General features: G+C 49.8%; 17 protein-coding genes. 13 read left to right on the plus strand and 4 right to left on the minus strand.

Annotated elements, in window-relative coordinates:
* The first annotated feature begins 40 nt into the window (after nucleotides 1–40).
* The 13 genes from flhF (at nucleotide 41) to O59_RS06955 (ending at nucleotide 13,370) form a co-directional block, all read left to right on the plus strand.
* The gene (gene flhF / locus O59_RS06895; protein ID WP_040391669.1) at nucleotides 41–1,606 is read left to right on the plus strand and encodes a flagellar biosynthesis protein FlhF; all 1,566 of its coding nucleotides are present in this window, start codon (nucleotides 41–43) and stop codon (nucleotides 1,604–1,606) included.
* A 173-nt stretch (nucleotides 1,607–1,779) separates the two neighbouring features.
* Nucleotides 1,780–2,604 carry a MinD/ParA family protein gene (locus O59_RS06900; protein ID WP_007640909.1) on the plus strand — a complete coding sequence of 275 codons (825 nt, stop codon included), beginning with the start codon at nucleotides 1,780–1,782 and terminating at the stop codon, nucleotides 2,602–2,604.
* Nucleotides 2,605–2,728: 124 nt separating this feature from the next.
* On the plus strand, nucleotides 2,729–3,472 hold the full coding sequence (locus tag O59_RS06905) for an RNA polymerase sigma factor FliA (RefSeq protein WP_007640910.1): 744 nt from the start codon (nucleotides 2,729–2,731) through the stop codon (nucleotides 3,470–3,472).
* A gap of 197 nt (nucleotides 3,473–3,669) precedes the next feature.
* Complete coding sequence (gene cheY, locus O59_RS06910) at nucleotides 3,670–4,053, plus strand: chemotaxis response regulator CheY (protein ID WP_040391671.1); 384 nt, start codon at nucleotides 3,670–3,672, stop codon at nucleotides 4,051–4,053.
* Nucleotides 4,054–4,087: 34 nt separating this feature from the next.
* Nucleotides 4,088–4,891, plus strand: a complete 804-nt coding sequence (locus O59_RS06915; protein WP_007640918.1) for a protein phosphatase CheZ — start codon at nucleotides 4,088–4,090, stop codon at nucleotides 4,889–4,891.
* Nucleotides 4,892–4,917: 26 nt separating this feature from the next.
* Nucleotides 4,918–7,203: a chemotaxis protein CheA gene (locus O59_RS06920; RefSeq protein WP_007640921.1), complete on the plus strand. Its 2,286-nt coding sequence runs from the start codon at nucleotides 4,918–4,920 to the stop codon at nucleotides 7,201–7,203.
* An 84-nt stretch (nucleotides 7,204–7,287) separates the two neighbouring features.
* Entirely contained in the window at nucleotides 7,288–8,433 is a 1,146-nt protein-coding gene (locus O59_RS06925) for a chemotaxis response regulator protein-glutamate methylesterase (protein WP_007640923.1), read from the plus strand.
* Nucleotides 8,433–9,182, plus strand: a complete 750-nt coding sequence (locus O59_RS06930) for a flagellar motor protein (protein WP_007640924.1) — start codon at nucleotides 8,433–8,435, stop codon at nucleotides 9,180–9,182. The genes O59_RS06925 and O59_RS06930 overlap by 1 nt, the downstream gene beginning before the upstream one ends.
* A gap of 11 nt (nucleotides 9,183–9,193) precedes the next feature.
* Complete coding sequence (motD, locus tag O59_RS06935; protein ID WP_007640926.1) at nucleotides 9,194–10,075, plus strand: flagellar motor protein MotD; 882 nt, start codon at nucleotides 9,194–9,196, stop codon at nucleotides 10,073–10,075.
* A 315-nt stretch (nucleotides 10,076–10,390) separates the two neighbouring features.
* Nucleotides 10,391–11,227: a ParA family protein gene (locus tag O59_RS06940; protein ID WP_040391673.1), complete on the plus strand. Its 837-nt coding sequence runs from the start codon at nucleotides 10,391–10,393 to the stop codon at nucleotides 11,225–11,227.
* Entirely contained in the window at nucleotides 11,224–12,297 is a 1,074-nt protein-coding gene (locus O59_RS06945) for a chemotaxis protein CheW (protein WP_007640932.1), read from the plus strand. The genes O59_RS06940 and O59_RS06945 overlap by 4 nt, the downstream gene beginning before the upstream one ends.
* A 148-nt stretch (nucleotides 12,298–12,445) precedes the next feature.
* Nucleotides 12,446–12,931 (plus strand): chemotaxis protein CheW, encoded by a 486-nt coding sequence (locus O59_RS06950; protein ID WP_007640933.1) that lies wholly within the window; start codon nucleotides 12,446–12,448, stop codon nucleotides 12,929–12,931.
* Between the two features lie 55 nt (nucleotides 12,932–12,986).
* Nucleotides 12,987–13,370 carry a DUF2802 domain-containing protein gene (locus tag O59_RS06955; RefSeq protein ID WP_007640934.1) on the plus strand — a complete coding sequence of 128 codons (384 nt, stop codon included), beginning with the start codon at nucleotides 12,987–12,989 and terminating at the stop codon, nucleotides 13,368–13,370.
* 72 nt (nucleotides 13,371–13,442) lie between these two features.
* On the opposite strand, the gene O59_RS06960 is transcribed toward O59_RS06955, so the two are convergent.
* From O59_RS06960 to O59_RS06975, 4 genes are all read right to left on the minus strand, one after another.
* Nucleotides 13,443–14,210 carry a YciK family oxidoreductase gene (locus O59_RS06960; protein ID WP_007640937.1) on the minus strand — a complete coding sequence of 256 codons (768 nt, stop codon included), beginning with the start codon at nucleotides 14,208–14,210 and terminating at the stop codon, nucleotides 13,443–13,445.
* A 48-nt stretch (nucleotides 14,211–14,258) separates the two neighbouring features.
* Nucleotides 14,259–14,927: an HAD family hydrolase gene (locus tag O59_RS06965; protein WP_007640940.1), complete on the minus strand. Its 669-nt coding sequence runs from the start codon at nucleotides 14,925–14,927 to the stop codon at nucleotides 14,259–14,261.
* A complete protein-coding gene (gene ubiG, locus O59_RS06970; protein WP_007640942.1) occupies nucleotides 14,927–15,631 on the minus strand; it encodes a bifunctional 2-polyprenyl-6-hydroxyphenol methylase/3-demethylubiquinol 3-O-methyltransferase UbiG in 705 nt (234 codons plus the stop codon). The genes O59_RS06965 and ubiG overlap by 1 nt, the downstream gene beginning before the upstream one ends.
* A gap of 62 nt (nucleotides 15,632–15,693) precedes the next feature.
* Complete coding sequence (locus O59_RS06975; RefSeq protein ID WP_007640944.1) at nucleotides 15,694–17,031, minus strand: TRZ/ATZ family hydrolase; 1,338 nt, start codon at nucleotides 17,029–17,031, stop codon at nucleotides 15,694–15,696.
* Between the last annotated feature and the right edge of the window lie 39 nt (nucleotides 17,032–17,070).

Genomic DNA, 17,070 nt, shown 5'->3' on the forward strand with positions numbered 1-17,070 from the left:
AATCGTTAACCAGGTGGCCCACCCCGGGCGGGAGTTGAGTATGCAAGTCAAACGTTTCGTAGCGGCTGATATGCGTCGTGCGTTGGAATTGGTTCGCCAGGAATTAGGGCCAGATGCCATCATTCTCTCCAGCAACCGTATCCCGGAGGGGGTTGAGTTGCTCACCACCATGGGCTCTGACTACGAGCTAAAACAACTGCAAACGCGCCCCTTTGCCGAGTCGACCTTTGCGTCGAGCGAGCCGCTATTGAGTGATGGCGATATATCTCCCCGGATACTGGAGCGTCAACCGACTCGCAAAGTTGCCCCGGTGATCACCCAGATTCCTGATCACCCGAACGTCGGCAAAACCGGCGCCCAATTAGCGGACGACATAGAGCGTGCCCGTCTGCGTATGATTGCCGCGCGCAAAGCAGAAGAATCCGCCAAAGAGTTTATGGTGGGTAAGAATACGGTAGTGAACGCCGGTATTCCCCGTCATGCAACTGCGCCAGCAAGCCCCCCTAAAAAAGGCATGAGCGCCGCCGAGCGCTATCCGCTGGTTGATCCTGTGCCCGCAGTCAAAGAGCGTAATTTAACTCCCGAGGCAGCGTCATTTCGCGAAGCACTGCTCAGCAATACTCGCAATGCCCAGGATGCAAAAATCGATGCTTTGCTGACCAAAGAGAAAGCAGCACCTGTATCAATTACCCCAAATATTGATACCTTCGACCAAAATACCCAGCTTAATGACCTGCAGGCAGAAATTGCCGATATGCGTTTGTTGCTGGAACAGCAATTGGATCGCCTTAGTGGTAAACAAACCATTGCGAGCGATTCCCCGATTTTGGCCAGCATTGCCCGTCGCCTGGAGCGTTTGAGCTTGCCCAAAGACGTAGTTGCCAAGGTGATTAATGCCTGTACGAAAACCAAAACCCTGAGCGAAGCCTGGCCCGATGCCTTGGCAAACCTCGCACATCAGCTACCCATCAATGGCCGCGACATTGTTGATCAAGGCGGGATCTTTGCGTTTGTAGGCCCCACCGGTTCGGGTAAAACCACCACCATTGGCAAACTGGCTGCACGTTATGTCATGCAGCATGGTTCAGACAAAGTGGCGATTATCACTACCGACACTTACCGTATTGCCGCGCACGACCAGCTGCGCTCACTGGCGCGTATTCTGCGCGTACCCGTGCGTGTTGTGGATGAAGCTAATCCGCTGGATACGGTATTGCGCAGCCTGCGTCACTGTTCCTTGGTGTTGATCGATACCGCTGGTTTCCGCCACGGCGACCCACATTTAAAAGCCCAGCTCAATGCTTTGGCCGACCAACCACAGGTAAAAACCTATTTGGTGATGTCGTCCAATAGTCAGGCGCAAATGCTCAAAGCCTCGGTTCACGCCTATGGCGCGGCGCGCTTGCAGGGCTGTGTTCTCACCAAGTTGGACGAAACCGCCAGTATCGGTGAGGCTCTGGGTGTGGTGATGCAAAGCCGTTTGCCCGTTGCCTACACCACCGATGGCCAGGACATTCCTAAAAATTTGGAGGTGGCACGGGCGCATCAGTTGGTTGCCAGAGCGGTGGCATTGCTGAAAACCAGTTCAGAAACGGCGGTTTCTTAGCCAAAGAAAAGCTATAACCCTATGATTTTTACAGTGAAACTGAAATTAATCGGATCTTTTTCTAATCCCTATCTATACTCAGTTCACCATTAGAGTGCCAACAAACCGTACCGCCAGTTTTCTGGCGCCAACCCCGGCACACTTAAGAAGAATATGTTTGGAGTTACGTGTAGATGAGCCAAGTGCGACCAGTACAAGTTATCGCTGTGTCCGGCGGTAAAGGCGGAGTAGGTAAGAGCAATATTTCCGTCAACCTGAGTATTGCCCTGGCTGAATTGCGCCGTCGAGTTGTACTGCTCGATGCTGATTTAGGCCTCGCCAATGTGGATGTATTGCTCGGCATTCGCGCCACCCATACCCTTGCGGATGTTCTCGCCGGCACTCATTCGCTCAGCGATGTGTTGGTCACTGGCCCCGCCGGTGTAAAAATTGTTCCAGCATCCTCGGGTGTACAGCGTATGGCGGAGTTGAGCAGCGCCGAGCATGTGGGGCTTATCAATGCCTTCAATGAACTTTCCGATCAAGTGGATATTTTGGTGATAGACACGGCCGCGGGTATCTCGGATACCGTGGTTAGTTTTGTGCGCGCCGCCAACGAAGTCATTATTGTCGTGTGCGATGAACCTTCTTCCATCACCGATTCCTACGCCCTTATCAAATTATTAAACAAAGAATATGGAATGCAGCGCTTCCGTGTGGTCGCCAATATGACGCGCACCCAACAGGAAGGCATGAATATGTTCAACAAACTCAATACCGTTTGTGAGCGCTTTCTGGATGTCACACTCCAGTTTGTAGGCCAAATTCCCTTTGACGAAAATGTGCGTAAAGCCGTGCAAAAACAAAAAGCCTTGTTGGAGTTTGCCCCTGCCTCCAAGGCGGCAGTGGCAATACGTGCGTTGGCCCAAGCAGTCGATAAATGGCCGCTGCCATATTCTCCCACCGGGCGCCTGGAGTTTTTTGTCGAGCGCTTGTTGCAGGCCGCGAATGCGCGTTAGCAATATCCGCATACGCAGTTGCATAGACATTGGTGTGTGACTAGCGTTATGAATCGCTACTCACGAGAAAGTGAGGCAGGGTTGCCAATAATCACGGCAGTTTTTGCTAAACAAAAGGTGTTCGATGGCCGCAGTCAATGGTTTAGCCATGTACGATAAAAAGACCTTGCTCGATGCGCAAATCAATGTTGAAGACTTTGCTCCGCTGGTAAAGCGCATTGCTTACCACATGATGATGCGTATGCCTGCGTCTGTGCAGGTAGATGATCTGATTCAAGCGGGCATGATTGGCTTGATCGAAGCATCACAAAAATACGATGCATCCCGCGGTGCCAGTTTTGAAACCTATGCCGGTATTCGCATTCGCGGAGCAATTGTTGATGAAATGCGTCGTGGCGATTGGGTGCCCCGCTCAGTGCACCGCAATGCGCGCCGTGTTGCGCGTGCCGTTGCCGCCGTCGAGGCGCGTACCGGGCGCGATGCGACCGACGCCGAGGTCGCTGCTGAACTAGAGGTATCGCTGGAAGAATATTTTGAAATGCTGCAAGACTCCAACGGTAGCCGATTATTCAGTTACGAAGAGACCTTCGGCGAAGAAGACAGCAATATCGACGCGTCCGAACACAGCAGTGCTTTTGTTAGCCCGTTTGAAGGGGTTCAGCGGGATGGGTTAAAAAAAGCCTTGGCCGAGGCGATTGCCTTGCTTCCCGAACGTGAGCGCATGGTGCTCGCCCTCTATTACGATCAGGAATTAAATCTCAAAGAAATTGGCTTGGTGCTTGGTGTTAGTGAATCCCGGGTTAGTCAGATTCACAGCCAGGCAGCCGCGCGTTTGCGCCACCGCCTTGGTGGTTGGCAGCCCGCGTAAACTGGGTGAAAAACAGCTAAGGGCAGTGTGGTTTGCTCGCCGTTGCCAGCAGAATCGCAAATTAGTCTGTAAATACAACAATTTGCGCTATGATTTGCAGTAAAAGTTGAAGATTTACGCGCCGCCACTGGCCGAAGCTTTAACTCCTACTAGACTATGAATTAATAAAATTCCCTTCTGGGTAATTGGAGGTTGCGTTGGATAAGAACATGAAAATCCTGATTGTTGATGACTTTTCAACAATGCGGCGGATCATCAAAAACTTGCTGCGGGATTTGGGGTTTTCCAATACCCACGAAGCAGACGATGGCGTAACGGCATTGCCGATGCTCAAAAATGGCGATTTCCAGTTCCTGGTCACTGACTGGAATATGCCGGGCATGACCGGTATCGATCTGCTCAAAGCGGTACGTGCAGACGAAAAGTTGCGCACCTTGCCAGTATTAATGGTGACCGCAGAAGCTAAGCGCGATCAGATTATTGAGGCAGCTCAAGCTGGCGTAAACGGCTATGTCGTTAAGCCATTTACAGCGCAGGCGCTGAAGGAAAAAATTGAAAAGATCTTTGATCGGGTCGGTTAATCACCGTCGATTAAATAATAAATAAGGCTCTGCCATGGCATCTGAAACCCAAACATCGTTCAACAGTGAGTTTGTTGTCGAATTGAGAGAGTGCGCCAAATTGCTTGCGGAAAAACTGCACGGCAATGAGATTGAAGAAGCATCGCTCTTGATACAAACCATTACCCAATCGCGTGATCGCCATATTTTTCAATCGGTAGGGCGCCTGACACGCGGTTTGCACAATGCAATTGTCAATTTCAATGTGGATGCCGACCTAACCAAAGAGCCACCCAAGATTGCCAAGTCTGATATTCATGATGCGTCCAATCGGCTCAATTATGTGATTGAACTAACGCAAAAAGCGGCCGAAAAAACCATGGACGTTGTCGATGAGGCTGCGCCTATCGCCATGAATTTGGGGCAAGAGGCAAATAGTTTACGCAGTGAATGGGCGCGGTTAAAACGCCGTGAAATGAATGCCGATGAATTTCGCCAGTTGTACGAGCGCATGGATATTTTCCTCGGGCAAATGGTCACCGGTACTGAACAACTCAGTAAGAATTTGCAAGATATTGTGTTGGAGCAAGGCTTTCAGGATCTAACCGGTCAAGTATTAAAACGTGTTATCGGTTTGATCAATGATGTTGAAAAAGACCTTGTCAGCTTGGTGCGCATTGCTGGGCAGGTCGAAGAAATTGCCGGGCTTGCAGATGATCGCGAAGTTGTCGCACACGATATGGAAATTATGCACAAGCGTAAAACTGAAGCCGAAGGGCCACAAATTAACAAAGAGCGCGCAGATGTAGTATCCGGGCAAGATGACGTTGATGATTTGTTATCAAGTCTTGGTTTCTAAGCTGTAGGTCACTCGAGGAACGTTGAATGAGTTTTGGTGATGACGAGGATATCCTCCAGGATTTTCTGGTAGAGGCGGGTGAAATTCTCGAACGCCTCAGCCAGCAATTGGTTGACCTGGAGCAGCGCCCTGAAGATAAAGATCTGCTCAATGCAATCTTTCGCGGGTTCCACACTGTAAAAGGGGGTGCCGGTTTTCTGGCGCTCACTCCTATGGTGGAATGCTGCCATCTCACCGAAAACCTGTTTGATATTTTGCGCAACGGCAAACGTGCGGTTACCTCTGAATTAATGGACGTGGTGCTTGAAGCACTCGACATGGTTAATCAGCAATTTGAATTGGTATCCCAGCGCGAAGAACTACCACCGGTGGATCCTGCGTTAATTGCCTCGCTTGAGCGTTTGGTTTCTTGCGAAGACCTCAACGAAAGTGCAGCAGGAGCAGCACCTGCGGAAACAGCGGTTGCTAATCCGGAGACTACGGCAGTTGCCTCTGGGGACATTACGGACGCTGAATTTGAACAATTGCTGGATGCCATCGCCGGGGTTCCTGCCGCGACTGAGGCCTCTGCGCCTTTGGCTGAACCTGTCGCCACTGTATCCGGTGGCGGCGATGATATTTCTGAAGATGAATTTGAAGCGCTGCTCGATCAATTGCATGGCAGAGGCAAGGGGCCAGGTGTTCAGGCTGCTGCCCCGACACCAGCCCCGGCTCCTATAGCATCCACAGCGGTCGGTGGTGGTGAAGAAATCTCAGAAGACGAGTTTGAAGCGCTGCTCGATCAACTGCATGGCAAAGGTAAAGGGCCGGGCGTTGTTGTCGAGGCTCCAGCGCCAGCTGCTGCTGTTGCGCCCGAGCCTGCAAAAAGTTCGGGTGATTTGATCAGCGATGATGAGTTTGATGCACTACTGGATCAGCTGCACGGCAAGGGTAAAGGCCCTGGCACAGGAGCATCCACTGCGGCAACTCCCGCACCTGTCGCAACAAAGCCAGCGCCTGCTCCTGAGGTTAAACCAGAGGCTGCTAAACCTGTTTCGCCAGCACCTGCAGTCAAGAAGGTAGAGCCGCCAAAACCAGCCGCAGCGACTGCTCCCGCTATGCCGGCAGCAGATAAAGAAGCGCCGCAAGTTGAAACTACCGTTCGTGTGGATACCCAGCGCCTTGATGACATTATGAATATGGTGGGTGAGCTGGTGTTGGTTCGCAATCGCTTGGTGCGGTTGGGTAACGGCTCTACCAATGAAGCCCTGGTAAAAGCAGTAGCAAATTTGGATGTAGTTACCGCCGATTTGCAGACCTCGGTCATGAAAACCCGCATGCAGCCAATCAAAAAAGTATTTGGCCGCTTTCCCCGTGTGGTGCGCGATTTGGCGCGTAGTTTGCGCAAAGAAATTAATTTGGAATTAGTCGGTGAAGAAACCGATCTGGACAAAAATCTGGTAGAGGCATTAGCCGATCCGCTGGTTCACTTGGTGCGCAACTCGGTTGATCACGGCATTGAATTCCCTGATGTGCGCGAAGCGAATGGCAAGTCCCGCATTGGACAAGTTGTGCTTTCTGCAGAGCAGGAAGGCGATCATATTCTATTGTCGATTAGCGATGATGGTGCCGGCATGGACCCGGTTAAATTGCGTCGTATCGCGGTAGAAAAAGGGATGTTTGATGAAGATACCGCCAATCGTTTGTCTGACACTGAAGCCTACAATTTAATATTTGCACCAGGGTTTTCTACCAAAAAAGAAATTTCAGATGTGTCCGGTCGCGGTGTGGGAATGGATGTGGTGAAAACCAAAATCACCCAGCTTAACGGCACCGTCGAAATTAAATCCGAGTTGGGTAAAGGCACGCGCTTTATTATTAAAGTACCGCTGACGCTGGCGATTATGCCAACCCTCATGTTTATGCTCGGCCAACAAACTTTCGCTTTTCCGCTGGTGAGTGTGAATGAGATTTTCCACATGGATCTCACCAAGAGCCATATAGTGGATGGGCAGGATTGCGTCGCTATTCGTGATCAGGCAATTCCATTGTTTTATATGAAAGATTGGCTGGTTAAAAATGCGTTTGGTCATCGTCCTGACAACGCTCACGTGGTGATAGTTACCGTTGGTTCGCGCCGTGTTGGTTTCGTGGTGGATCAATTGATTGGTCAGGAAGAGGTGGTGATTAAACCTTTGGGCAAAATGTTGCAAGGTACCCCAGGCATGGCTGGGGCCACTATTACCGGCGACGGCACTATCGCGTTAATTTTGGATATTCCCAGCCTTTTGCGTCGCTACGCCAAGGGTTCCACCAGCTGGGGACACAGTTAATCTTCAGCGTGACCCTGCTGCGGTGAACGCTACACATGCCAGCAAAATGTCTGTTAAATATTTTTCCCTTGCGGAGTGTGATAGATGCCTTTCCGGGTATTAGTGGTTGATGATTCAAATTTCTTTCAGCATCGTTTGAAAGATATTATTAATGAGCACCCGGAATTAAAAGTTGTTGGTATCGCAAGCAATGGACGCGAGGCTATTGATAAAGCAGCTGAGTTAAAGCCTGACATTATCACTATGGATTTTGAAATGCCGGTGATGGATGGTGTGACTGCTATCAAGCACATCATGTCCAACCGTCGCGTCCCCATCTTGATGTTTTCATCGCTCACCTATGAAGGTGCCAAAATTACGCTGGATGCCTTGGCAGCCGGCGCACTCGATTTTATTCCCAAAGATTTTGCCGAGGTCTCGCGAAACTCCGAGGTGCTCAAGAAAAAATTACATGAGCGATTGATTACCCTCGCTGGCTCCGGCAATCGCTCAGTCCCACCGCCAGTTGCTACTACAGCGTCACCCGCGCCTGTGCCCGCGTCAGCGAGCAGCTCGTCATCTTTCAGACCTATTGCCGCACCGGCGCCTGCCGCTCGCCCTGTGTCGCCAGTCCAAGATGAGCCGGCAAGGCCATCTGGATCTGATAATTACCGTCTCAAAAATAAACCCAAACTTTTGGTCATTGGCGCGTCCACCGGCGGGCCAGTTGCTCTGGCCGAAGTGTTAATGGCGTTGCCCGCCAATTTTCCTTTGCCTATTGTGCTGGTGCAGCATATGCCGGAAAACTTCACTAAAGCATTTGCCGAGCGGCTCAACAAACAGTGCCATATCCGCGTGCGTGAGGCGGTGGATGGCGATCAATTGCAACCCGGTTTGGCGTTACTTGCACCGGGCGGAAAACAATTAATGCTCGATAAGCGCAACGGCGGTTCGGTGCGGATATTGCCGGATGATGAGCGCGTCAATTACAAACCTTCGTTGGATATCACTTTTGGTTCTGCTGCCAATAACTATGCCGATAAAGTACTGGGCGTGGTATTAACCGGTATGGGGTCGGATGGTTGTAATGGTGCGCGTTTATTAAAGGATGCAGGCTCGTCACTTTGGTCACAAGATGAAGCGAGTTGTGTAATTTATGGTATGCCAATGGCGGTTGCACGCGCCGGGTTAACCGATAAAGTGCTAAGCCTGAAGGATATTGGGCCGCGTTTGGTGAGAGAGGTTATGTAATGGATCTCCTGAGTATTATCGGCGTCATTATCGCGTTTGCGGCAATTATCGGCGGTAACTTTTTGGAAGGCGGTGGCATTGGCACTTTGTTGAATGGGCCTGCCGCATTTATTGTGCTTGGCGGTACCTTGGGTGCAGCCATGTTGCAAACGTCAAAAATAAATTTGCGCCGTGCCCTAAGAATTGTGGTGTGGGTTTTTAAACCGCCCTATGTTCCCTTTAAACAAGGTATTGCCAATATTGTGCGCTGGGCCGCAGCGGCGCGCAAAGACGGCCTGCTTGGGCTGGAAGAAATTTCCGAGCGTGAAAAAGATAAATTTGCGAAAAAAGGCTTGCAGCTATTGGTTGATGGCAATGAGCCAGAAGTTATTCGCCGTATTTTGGAAACGGATTTAATCGTAAACGAACAGCGCGATTTTGATGCAATTAAATTTTACGAATCTATGGGCGGCTATGCACCGACAATCGGCATCATCGGCGCGGTAATGGGCTTGATTCATGTGATGAATAATCTGGCCGATCCTGCGACCTTGGGGCCTGGTATTGCGATTGCATTTGTGGCGACCATTTACGGCGTCGCCTTGGCAAATCTGGTATTTATTCCTATCTCTAATAAATTGCGTATGTGTGTGAATGAAAATTCCCAATATCGTGAATTGATTATTGAGGGCATTATTGCGATTGCCGATGGTGAGAATCCCCGCTCAATTGAAATGAAATTAAACGGCTATTTGCATCCGCTTAACTGAGAAGCGCTCTTATGGTTCGCCGCAGAAGAGAAGATATTCACGTAAATCACGAGCGCTGGCTGATTTCTTACGCTGATTTCATTACGCTGCTGTTTGCATTTTTTGTGGTTATGTATTCCATCTCCCAAGTAAATGACAGCAAGTATCGCGTCTTGTCCGACACTTTCATTGAGGCCTTCCATAAACCAACGGATGCCCAATCCAATACTGAGCCAGCAGATCAGTCTGCGCCGGCAAATGATTTAATATCTCCCATCAATATGGATAACTCCGTGCGCGATGCGGAGCAGGTTGACGAGCAAGTGCCGACAATTGTGGATAACTCTCAAGGCGCCGCGAATGAAGTTGCTGAACAGCCTGATACTAAAATAAAAACCAGTGATGAATTAACGCAAATTTCTGATTTGGTATCTGAAAAATTTGCCCCCTTGATTACTGAGCAGCTTATTCAGGTGTCCAGCAATGAGTTGTGGTTGCAAATCGAATTAAAAGACAGCATTTTATTTTCGTCCGGCAGTGCGGATACCAGTGAACAGGCGCGCAAAATATTTGATGAAATTGCAGCGATCCTGGCGGGTTATTCTAACCCGGTGCAGGTTGAAGGCTTCACCGATAATATTCCTATTAATAGCGCCAAGTATCCCACCAACTGGGAGTTGTCTACCGCGCGGGCCAGCGCCATTGTTAAGCATTTGGCTGCAAATGGTGTTGCACCAGAGCGTTTGTCAGCAGTTGGTTATGGCGAGTATCAGCCCATTGCTCCCAATAGCTCTGAACAGGGTAGGGCGCAAAATCGCCGCGTTGCTATCATGATTGCCAAGCGCAAAATGGATCGTCCTAAAGTACAAGTCGAACCAGCAGCTACCTCGTCTAGCGCCTCTTCTCTAAATTAAACCCCATAAACAACCTGCTTTCGTCGTTATTCCCCCTATTGCGTTGAAAAAAGCTGCCGCTATAGAGATGGCGGAGTCATTACTTCTACTTGAAGTTGTCGTCTACTGGGCAATACTTAACATCCACTGCTTGAAAATTGATCGTCCCATGGAGTGATTGCTGGTCGATGATTGGCATAAGTGTTGATAAAGGCGACAATGTTCTTTCTGAATTTGTGACTGCAGTCGAGAAACTTATTGCGATGGGCACAAACTTTGCTTTTGTCGCTGTAATAGACGATGTGACTGGCGTTTGACGCTGGCGAGGGTTGAATTGTGCGAGTTATAGCAATAGCGAACCAGAAAGGTGGTGTGGGCAAAACCACCACAACGGTATCCCTTGGTGGGCTTATTGCGGCCACTGGGAAGCGGGTGCTATTGCTGGATATAGATCCCCACGGCTCACTCTCTAGTTATTTCCGTCAGGATCCTGACACCCAGGTGCTAAGTAGCTATACCCTGTTTCAGGAGCGCAAAAGCTTAACCCGTGAATCGGTTAACCGTTTGATTCTGCCAACGGATTACCCCAACGTGAATTTGATCCCCTCGACCACCGCGCTGGCGACACTGGAGCGGCAGGCGATTGGTCAGGATGGCATGGGGCTGGTACTGAGCCGGGCGCTTGCATTAATCACCGATGATTACGATTACGTACTGATAGACACACCGCCCTTGCTGGGTGTGTTGATGGTGAATGCGCTTGCGGCTTGCCAATATTTGGTCATTCCGGTGCAAACCGAATTTCTTGCGCTCAAAGGCTTGGAGCGTATGGTGAATACACTGAGCATGATGTCACGCTCGCGCAAAAAAGCATTGGATTACACCATAGTGCCAGTGATGTTTGACCGCCGTACTCAAGCCTCGGTGACCAGTTTGCGCACTATTCGCAATACTTATCCCGCTCAGGCTTGGCCCGGGCATGTGCCGGTTGATACCCGTTTTCGGGATGCCAGCAAAGCCGGTGTTCCACCGCATTTGTTCGACCCAACAAGCCGTGGCGTGGAAGCTTACACTGCGCTCTGGCATTGGCTCGATAAAAAAATACGTGCCGATGAAGTGCAGGCTCAGTCAGCACCTATGGCAGTTATCAATAAGGCTGGTGTGGTCTCGTGAGCAATCGCAAAACGCCTGAGGGCGATATAGAGTCACCTGATGTGAGTTTGGGTCATTACTTTGATGACCTGCTCGGCATTGGTGATGCTATTGATGACGCATTTGCTGCGCTTGAATCCCGTCCCATGTCTGTTGCCGCCAATTCCGGCTTGGCGCGTGTCGTCAGCTTACCGACTAAAAAGCACCACCCTGAAAAGCCTAAAAAAGTATCGGCTAACCTGCATACCAAACCCCGTTCATTAACCAAAGCCGATAGCAAGCCCGCTGAGCTTGCCAGCCCTGAATTGTTGCAAACGCCGGAACAAAAACGACAGCTGGAGAAGTTGTTGCAGTCGGCCAGTGCGCAATTATTGATTGAGTCCCCGGTAGTTGAGGTTGTAGCGGTTGATGTGGCCGCAGAGCAGATTGCCCAGCCTAAAACCCGGTTTGTCGCCGATACTGATGAAATTCAAGAGTGGGATATTGGTACTCCAGCAGAAATCGTTGCGACCCCGCTTGTGGTGTCACCTGTCGAAGTTCAGTCGACCGATGTTGAGGTGGTTGACGCGGAAGCCCAGTCCAGTCAGTTCAAAATGGAAGGTCTGGATTGGTTGGAAAATGGTCGTCCGCAATGGGCGCAATCGCGTTTTGATGTGTTGCTGTTCAAAGTGGCCGGATTAACCCTGGCAGTACCCTTAATTTCCCTGGGGCAGATTCAACCGCTAACGGACGAGCTCACTCCTTTATTCGGTCAGGCAGATTGGTTTATGGGGTTGCAACCCACACCCGCAGGTAAGATTCGCACGGTGAATACCGCGAAGTTTGTGATGCCAGAGCGATACGATGAGTCCTTTTTACAGACGGCCAAATATGTGATGTCAATTAACGGTGTGCCTTGGGGGTTGGCGGTGGATTCAGTAAATCAGCCCATCACCTTGCAACCGGACGATGTAAAGTGGCGTGGTGACAGAGGCAAGCGGCCTTGGCTGGCCGGCACAGTCAAGGATCATATGTGCGCACTTCTGGATATCCCGCGTATTGGTCAAATGTTGGTTGATGCCGATAAGAATTTTGTTCCGGCTCGCGCCTGATACCTACAGATTATTGATTGGAATCGGCTAGAACGTGCTTTTGTGGTTGCGACAAACAAAAGTGGCACAGGAAAAGTCATCGACTATAGTTATAGCGACATTTACACGATTTACTGCCTGACACTGGCAGCTCAGAGGAAAATTTAAGATGGCAACTGATGCAGCAAAAAATAAAAGCACTGATGATCCCGTATTGCAGTGGGTAACTTTTCGTCTGGACGGTGAAACCTACGGCATTAATGTAATGCAGGTACAGGAAGTGCTGCGCTATTCGGAGATCGCCCCGGTTCCCGGTGCACCTTCTTACGTACTGGGAATTATCAACCTGCGCGGCAATGTGGTAACAGTTATCGACACTCGTCATCGCTTTAATTTGTCCAGCGGCGAGATTACCGATAATACCCGTATAGTAATTATCGAGACCGACCGCCATGTAATTGGTATTTTGGTTGATAGCGTTGCCGAAGTGGTTTATTTGCGCCAATCGGAAATTGAAATGGCACCTAATGTTGGCAATGAAGAGAGCGCAAAATTCATTCAGGGTGTGTGCCACAAAAACAACGAGCTATTGATTTTGATTGATTTGAATAAGCTGCTAACCAGTGAGGAATGGTCGGAACTCGAAGATGTTTGAGTGATTGATCAACTAAGGTGTTGCAAGTGATGGATTCGAGCGCAGAGAAATAGTCATGACGGTTTTGGAAATAGGTTTATCGGCGTCTGCGCTTGTCAGCGTGATTGCATTGCTGGTTGCATTAATCAGCTTGAAGCAGGTGCGCCGCCAGGCGGATGCCAATGAAAAACTGATTCAAAAATTAATGCGTGAGGTGGCTGCATCCAGCAGTGGTTCTGTAGGTATGGGGCAGCGGCTTCTGGCGATGGAAAAACGGTTGCAGTCTGAAGCTAAAAAGCCTGAAAAAATTGATTATTACAACGATGATGAATTCCAACCTTATTCACAAGCCGCACAAATGTTCAAAATGGGAATGGATTGTGATGAGGTGGCGCGACGTTGTGGTTTATCGCGCGCTGAAGCATCGCTGCTGGAAATGATGCAAAAATCGAGTCGGTAAAACACAGTTAGTGTGAAAAATGAAAAAAGGCGATCAGATGATCGCCTTTTTTTGTTGCCGAAGCTCCTCCCGTTATGCTTTACCCTGCCAGAGTTGATATTGAAACGAGTTGCCGCTAACGCCAACTGAGTCGTCGCTTAGCAAATAAACATAGGCAGGCATAAGTGCTTCGGGGGTTTTTACTGTTTCTGGATTTTCGGCGGGATAAGCGGATGCGCGCATATCAGTGCGGGTTGCGCCAGGGTTAATACTATTGGTACGAATGCGTGTAGCACCTTCCAATTCATCGTGCAGTGTTTGCATCAGGTTTTCTGCTGCGGCTTTTGAGGCTGCGTAAGCGCCCCAAAATGCACGACCTTTAAATGCCACACTGGAGCTAGTAAATAAGATGCTCGCGTTTTCTGCCCGTTCCAATAAGGGTAATAGCGCCTGCGTCATTGCAAATGGTGCATTCACATTTACTTGCATGCAGCGCTGCCAAGCACTAACGGAATAGTTGCTGATGGGTGTGCGTTCACCTAAGTCGGCCGCGTTGTGTAATAAACCATCCAAACGTCCAAAGGTGTCTTCCAGCGCGTTACACATATCGTCGTAATCTTTCTCTACGGCGCTTTCAAGGTTAATTGGGTAAATGGCTGGCTGCGGGTGACCGGCTGCTTCAATTTCGTCATAAACTGCTTCTAGCTTACTCATAGTTCTGCCGCACAGCACAACGGTGGCACCACAAGCGGCAAAGGTTTTTGCGGCGCATTTTCCTATACCGGCACCTGCGCCAGTAACCAAAATAATTTTTCCCTGCAGAGCATTGGGTTTGATGGTGTAATCAGATGGGATTTGCATAAAAAATTTCTTCGCTAGTAAGCAAAACAAGTCCGTATCGACGGCTGTTTACAAGTACTTTTCAATAATAGGCCAAATTTCATCGGCGTGGTTTACGCAGTAGTCGGCGTTCCAGTTGGCAGGGCTATCCCCTTCATCCAAATAACCATAAGCCGCTGCGATAGTGATGCTCCCTGCGCCTTTACCGCAATCAATATCGCGCTTGTGATCGCCGATATAAATAATTTCTTGCGGGCTGCAACCCAGTTGCTTGCTGGCAAGAAATAGCGATTCAGGGTCAGGTTTACTTCGTGCGACATGGTCGGGGCAGATGACACTGACAGGAGCGGGCTGTATATCCAATGCCGTCATTAAGGGCAGGGTATAAGCAGCCGGTTTGTTAGTGGCGATTCCCCACGCGATATGTTTATCCGCGAGCTTGTCCAGTAGTGATGAGATGCCAGGGAAAGGTTTGGTGTACACCGCAATATGCGCAAGATAAAGCTGCAGTAAACGCTGACGCAAATGTTCAAATTGCGGATCGCTTTCTTCTATATCAAAGGCCAATTTGATCAATGCTTTGGATCCGTTGGATACCCCGGCGCGAATAGTTTCCGGCGCTAATTCTTGACGGCCCTCTTCAAGGAGTAACTGGTTGACGACCACAATAAAATCTGGCGCTGTATCCAGCAGTGTGCCATCCAAATCAAACATCACCGCGCGAATTTTTTGACTCATTATTCGCTCACCTTTTTGGCATGCATTAAATAATTCACGCTGACGTCGTTCGGGTTGAGTTTGTAATGTTTGGTGATGGGGTTGTAGGTCATTCCGGTCATGGATTGCAATTCAAGTCCTGCTGCGCGCAACCATTGTGCAAGCTCGGAAGGGCGAATAAATTTGCTGTATTCATGAGTGCCTTTGGGCAGTAGTTTTAAAATATATTCAGCACCGACAATTGCAAAAGCATAGGATTTTGGATTGCGATTGATGGTTGAGAAATAAACATCACCACCTGCCTTAACGAGCTGCGCGCAAGCGCGCACAACCGACGCGGGATCAGGTACATGCTCTAACATTTCCATGCAGGTAACTAAATCAAATGCGCCGGGCATTTGTGTGGCTTTATCTTCAGCGGTAATTTGTTCGTAAGTTAGTTCCACGCCGCTTTCCAATGCGTGCAACCGCGCAACCGCGAGTGGTGCTTCGCCCATATCGATACCTGTTACCTGCGCGCCTCGTTGGGCAAGTGATTCAGCCAAAATGCCGCCGCCGCAACCCACATCAATCACTGTGCGCTGTGCGACAGGCGAGCGCTCATCAATAAAGTTGGCTCGCAGCGGGTTTATATCGTGCAGCGGCTTGAACTCACTGTTTTTATCCCACCAGCGGCTGGCAAGTGCTTCAAATTTTGCAATTTCAGCAGTATCGACGTTGGCCATAATCTATTCCGTCTGTTCAGTAGTGATAAGAAAGGGGGCGTATGTTTGGCAATAAGGTTTGCTTAGTGCGAGGTGATTTGTTTGCGCCACCAATTGGCTTTTCCCAGAATTTCGCGCTCGTTTAATGTTTGCAAAAGGCGATTGGCTAGCAGGCTTTTACCTTCCACCCATACGTGTGTGACAGCTTGCCCTGCATGGGTATAGACCAATTGTGATGCCGGGTTGTAAATAGGTTGCATGCCCAGATCGCCCAAGTCGACTGCGGTTATATCTGCGGCTTTTCCAACCTCAATACTGCCGATAACGTCTTCCATGCCCAGCGCCTTGGCGCCGTTTAAGGTTGCCATGCGCAGTGCGGTATGAGCGTCCAGGGCGGCGGCATTACCAGAAACCGCTTTTGCCAATAGTGCTGCGGTTTTTAGCTCGCTAAACAGGTTTAGGTCATTGTTACTGGCCGCGCCATCGGTGCCTAGTGCCACATTAATATTGGCGTTAAGGAGTTTATCAACCGGACAAAAACCACTGGCCAGTTTTAAGTTGGATTCAGGGCAGTGGATCACATGGGCGCCACTGTTTTGCAGCAATTTGATGTCGCTTTCATCAATTTGGGTCATGTGCACACATTGTGTAAGTGGCGATAGCAATCCCAAATCCATCATGCGCTGGCTTGGGCGGCGTCCATATTGCGCTATTGAGTCTTTTACTTCCTGCGCTGTTTCATGCAGGTGGATATGGATTGGCATGTCCATTTCCTGTGCAAGTACAGCGATTTTTTGCAGAGGGGCATCAGATACGGTGTAGGGTGCGTGAGGGCCAAAAGCAATATTGATCAGGTGATTGCCGCGAAAGTTGTCATGCAGGCTCAACCCTTTATTGAGGTAGTCATCCGGCCCCATGCCCCACGCGGTAGGGAAATCCAACACGGGAAAGGCGAGTTGGCAGCGTACTTGGGCATCCAGGCAGGCTTGTGCGGCCTGTTCAGGGTAAAAATACATATCCGCAAAACAGGTGGTCCCGCTTTTTATCATCTCTGCTAAGGCAAGCTCAGTACCGTCGCGCACAAAATCTTCGCTGACCCAGCGGCTTTCTGCCGGCCAGATATGGTCGTTCAGCCAGGTATGGAGTGGTTGGTCATCGGCATAACCACGCAGCAGGCTCATGGCTGCATGCCCATGTGCGTTTACCAGGCCGGGAATCAATACATGGCTGCCAAGGTGCACCGTTTCTTTAGCGCTATAGCGACGATCAGCTTCTTCATGAGGGACAATGGCGATGATTTGGCCCTTATCAATGGCAATGGCGCAGTTCTCCAAAACCCGGTTGGCCGGTACCACGGGGATAATCCAGCGAGCTTTGATAATCAGATCGATGTTGTTGAGATTCACGGCAGAGGTCGACATAAAGAGTGTTTGGCTAGGTAATTACGACAAAAAAGGGGG

This window comes from Cellvibrio sp. BR (genome assembly GCF_000263355.1).
In the GTDB taxonomy this organism is placed as follows: Bacteria; Pseudomonadota; Gammaproteobacteria; order Pseudomonadales; family Cellvibrionaceae; genus Cellvibrio.

Excerpts from the sequence above, each read along its gene's own strand:
- flhF (WP_040391669.1), top strand. The coding sequence starts at position 41 with ATGCAAGTCAAACGTTTCGTAGCGGCTGATATGCGTCGTGCGTTGGAA.
- O59_RS06900 (WP_007640909.1), top strand. The coding sequence starts at position 1,780 with ATGAGCCAAGTGCGACCAGTACAAGTTATCGCTGTGTCCGGCGGTAAA.
- O59_RS06905 (WP_007640910.1), top strand. The coding sequence starts at position 2,729 with ATGGCCGCAGTCAATGGTTTAGCCATGTACGATAAAAAGACCTTGCTC.
- O59_RS06915 (WP_007640918.1), top strand. The coding sequence starts at position 4,088 with ATGGCATCTGAAACCCAAACATCGTTCAACAGTGAGTTTGTTGTCGAA.
- O59_RS06920 (WP_007640921.1), top strand. The coding sequence starts at position 4,918 with ATGAGTTTTGGTGATGACGAGGATATCCTCCAGGATTTTCTGGTAGAG.
- O59_RS06925 (WP_007640923.1), top strand. The coding sequence starts at position 7,288 with ATGCCTTTCCGGGTATTAGTGGTTGATGATTCAAATTTCTTTCAGCAT.
- O59_RS06930 (WP_007640924.1), top strand. The coding sequence starts at position 8,433 with ATGGATCTCCTGAGTATTATCGGCGTCATTATCGCGTTTGCGGCAATT.
- motD (WP_007640926.1), top strand. The coding sequence starts at position 9,194 with ATGGTTCGCCGCAGAAGAGAAGATATTCACGTAAATCACGAGCGCTGG.
- O59_RS06950 (WP_007640933.1), top strand. The coding sequence starts at position 12,446 with ATGGCAACTGATGCAGCAAAAAATAAAAGCACTGATGATCCCGTATTG.
- O59_RS06955 (WP_007640934.1), top strand. The coding sequence starts at position 12,987 with ATGACGGTTTTGGAAATAGGTTTATCGGCGTCTGCGCTTGTCAGCGTG.
- O59_RS06960 (WP_007640937.1), bottom strand. The coding sequence starts at position 14,210 with ATGCAAATCCCATCTGATTACACCATCAAACCCAATGCTCTGCAGGGA.
- O59_RS06965 (WP_007640940.1), bottom strand. The coding sequence starts at position 14,927 with ATGAGTCAAAAAATTCGCGCGGTGATGTTTGATTTGGATGGCACACTG.
- ubiG (WP_007640942.1), bottom strand. The coding sequence starts at position 15,631 with ATGGCCAACGTCGATACTGCTGAAATTGCAAAATTTGAAGCACTTGCC.
- O59_RS06975 (WP_007640944.1), bottom strand. The coding sequence starts at position 17,031 with ATGTCGACCTCTGCCGTGAATCTCAACAACATCGATCTGATTATCAAA.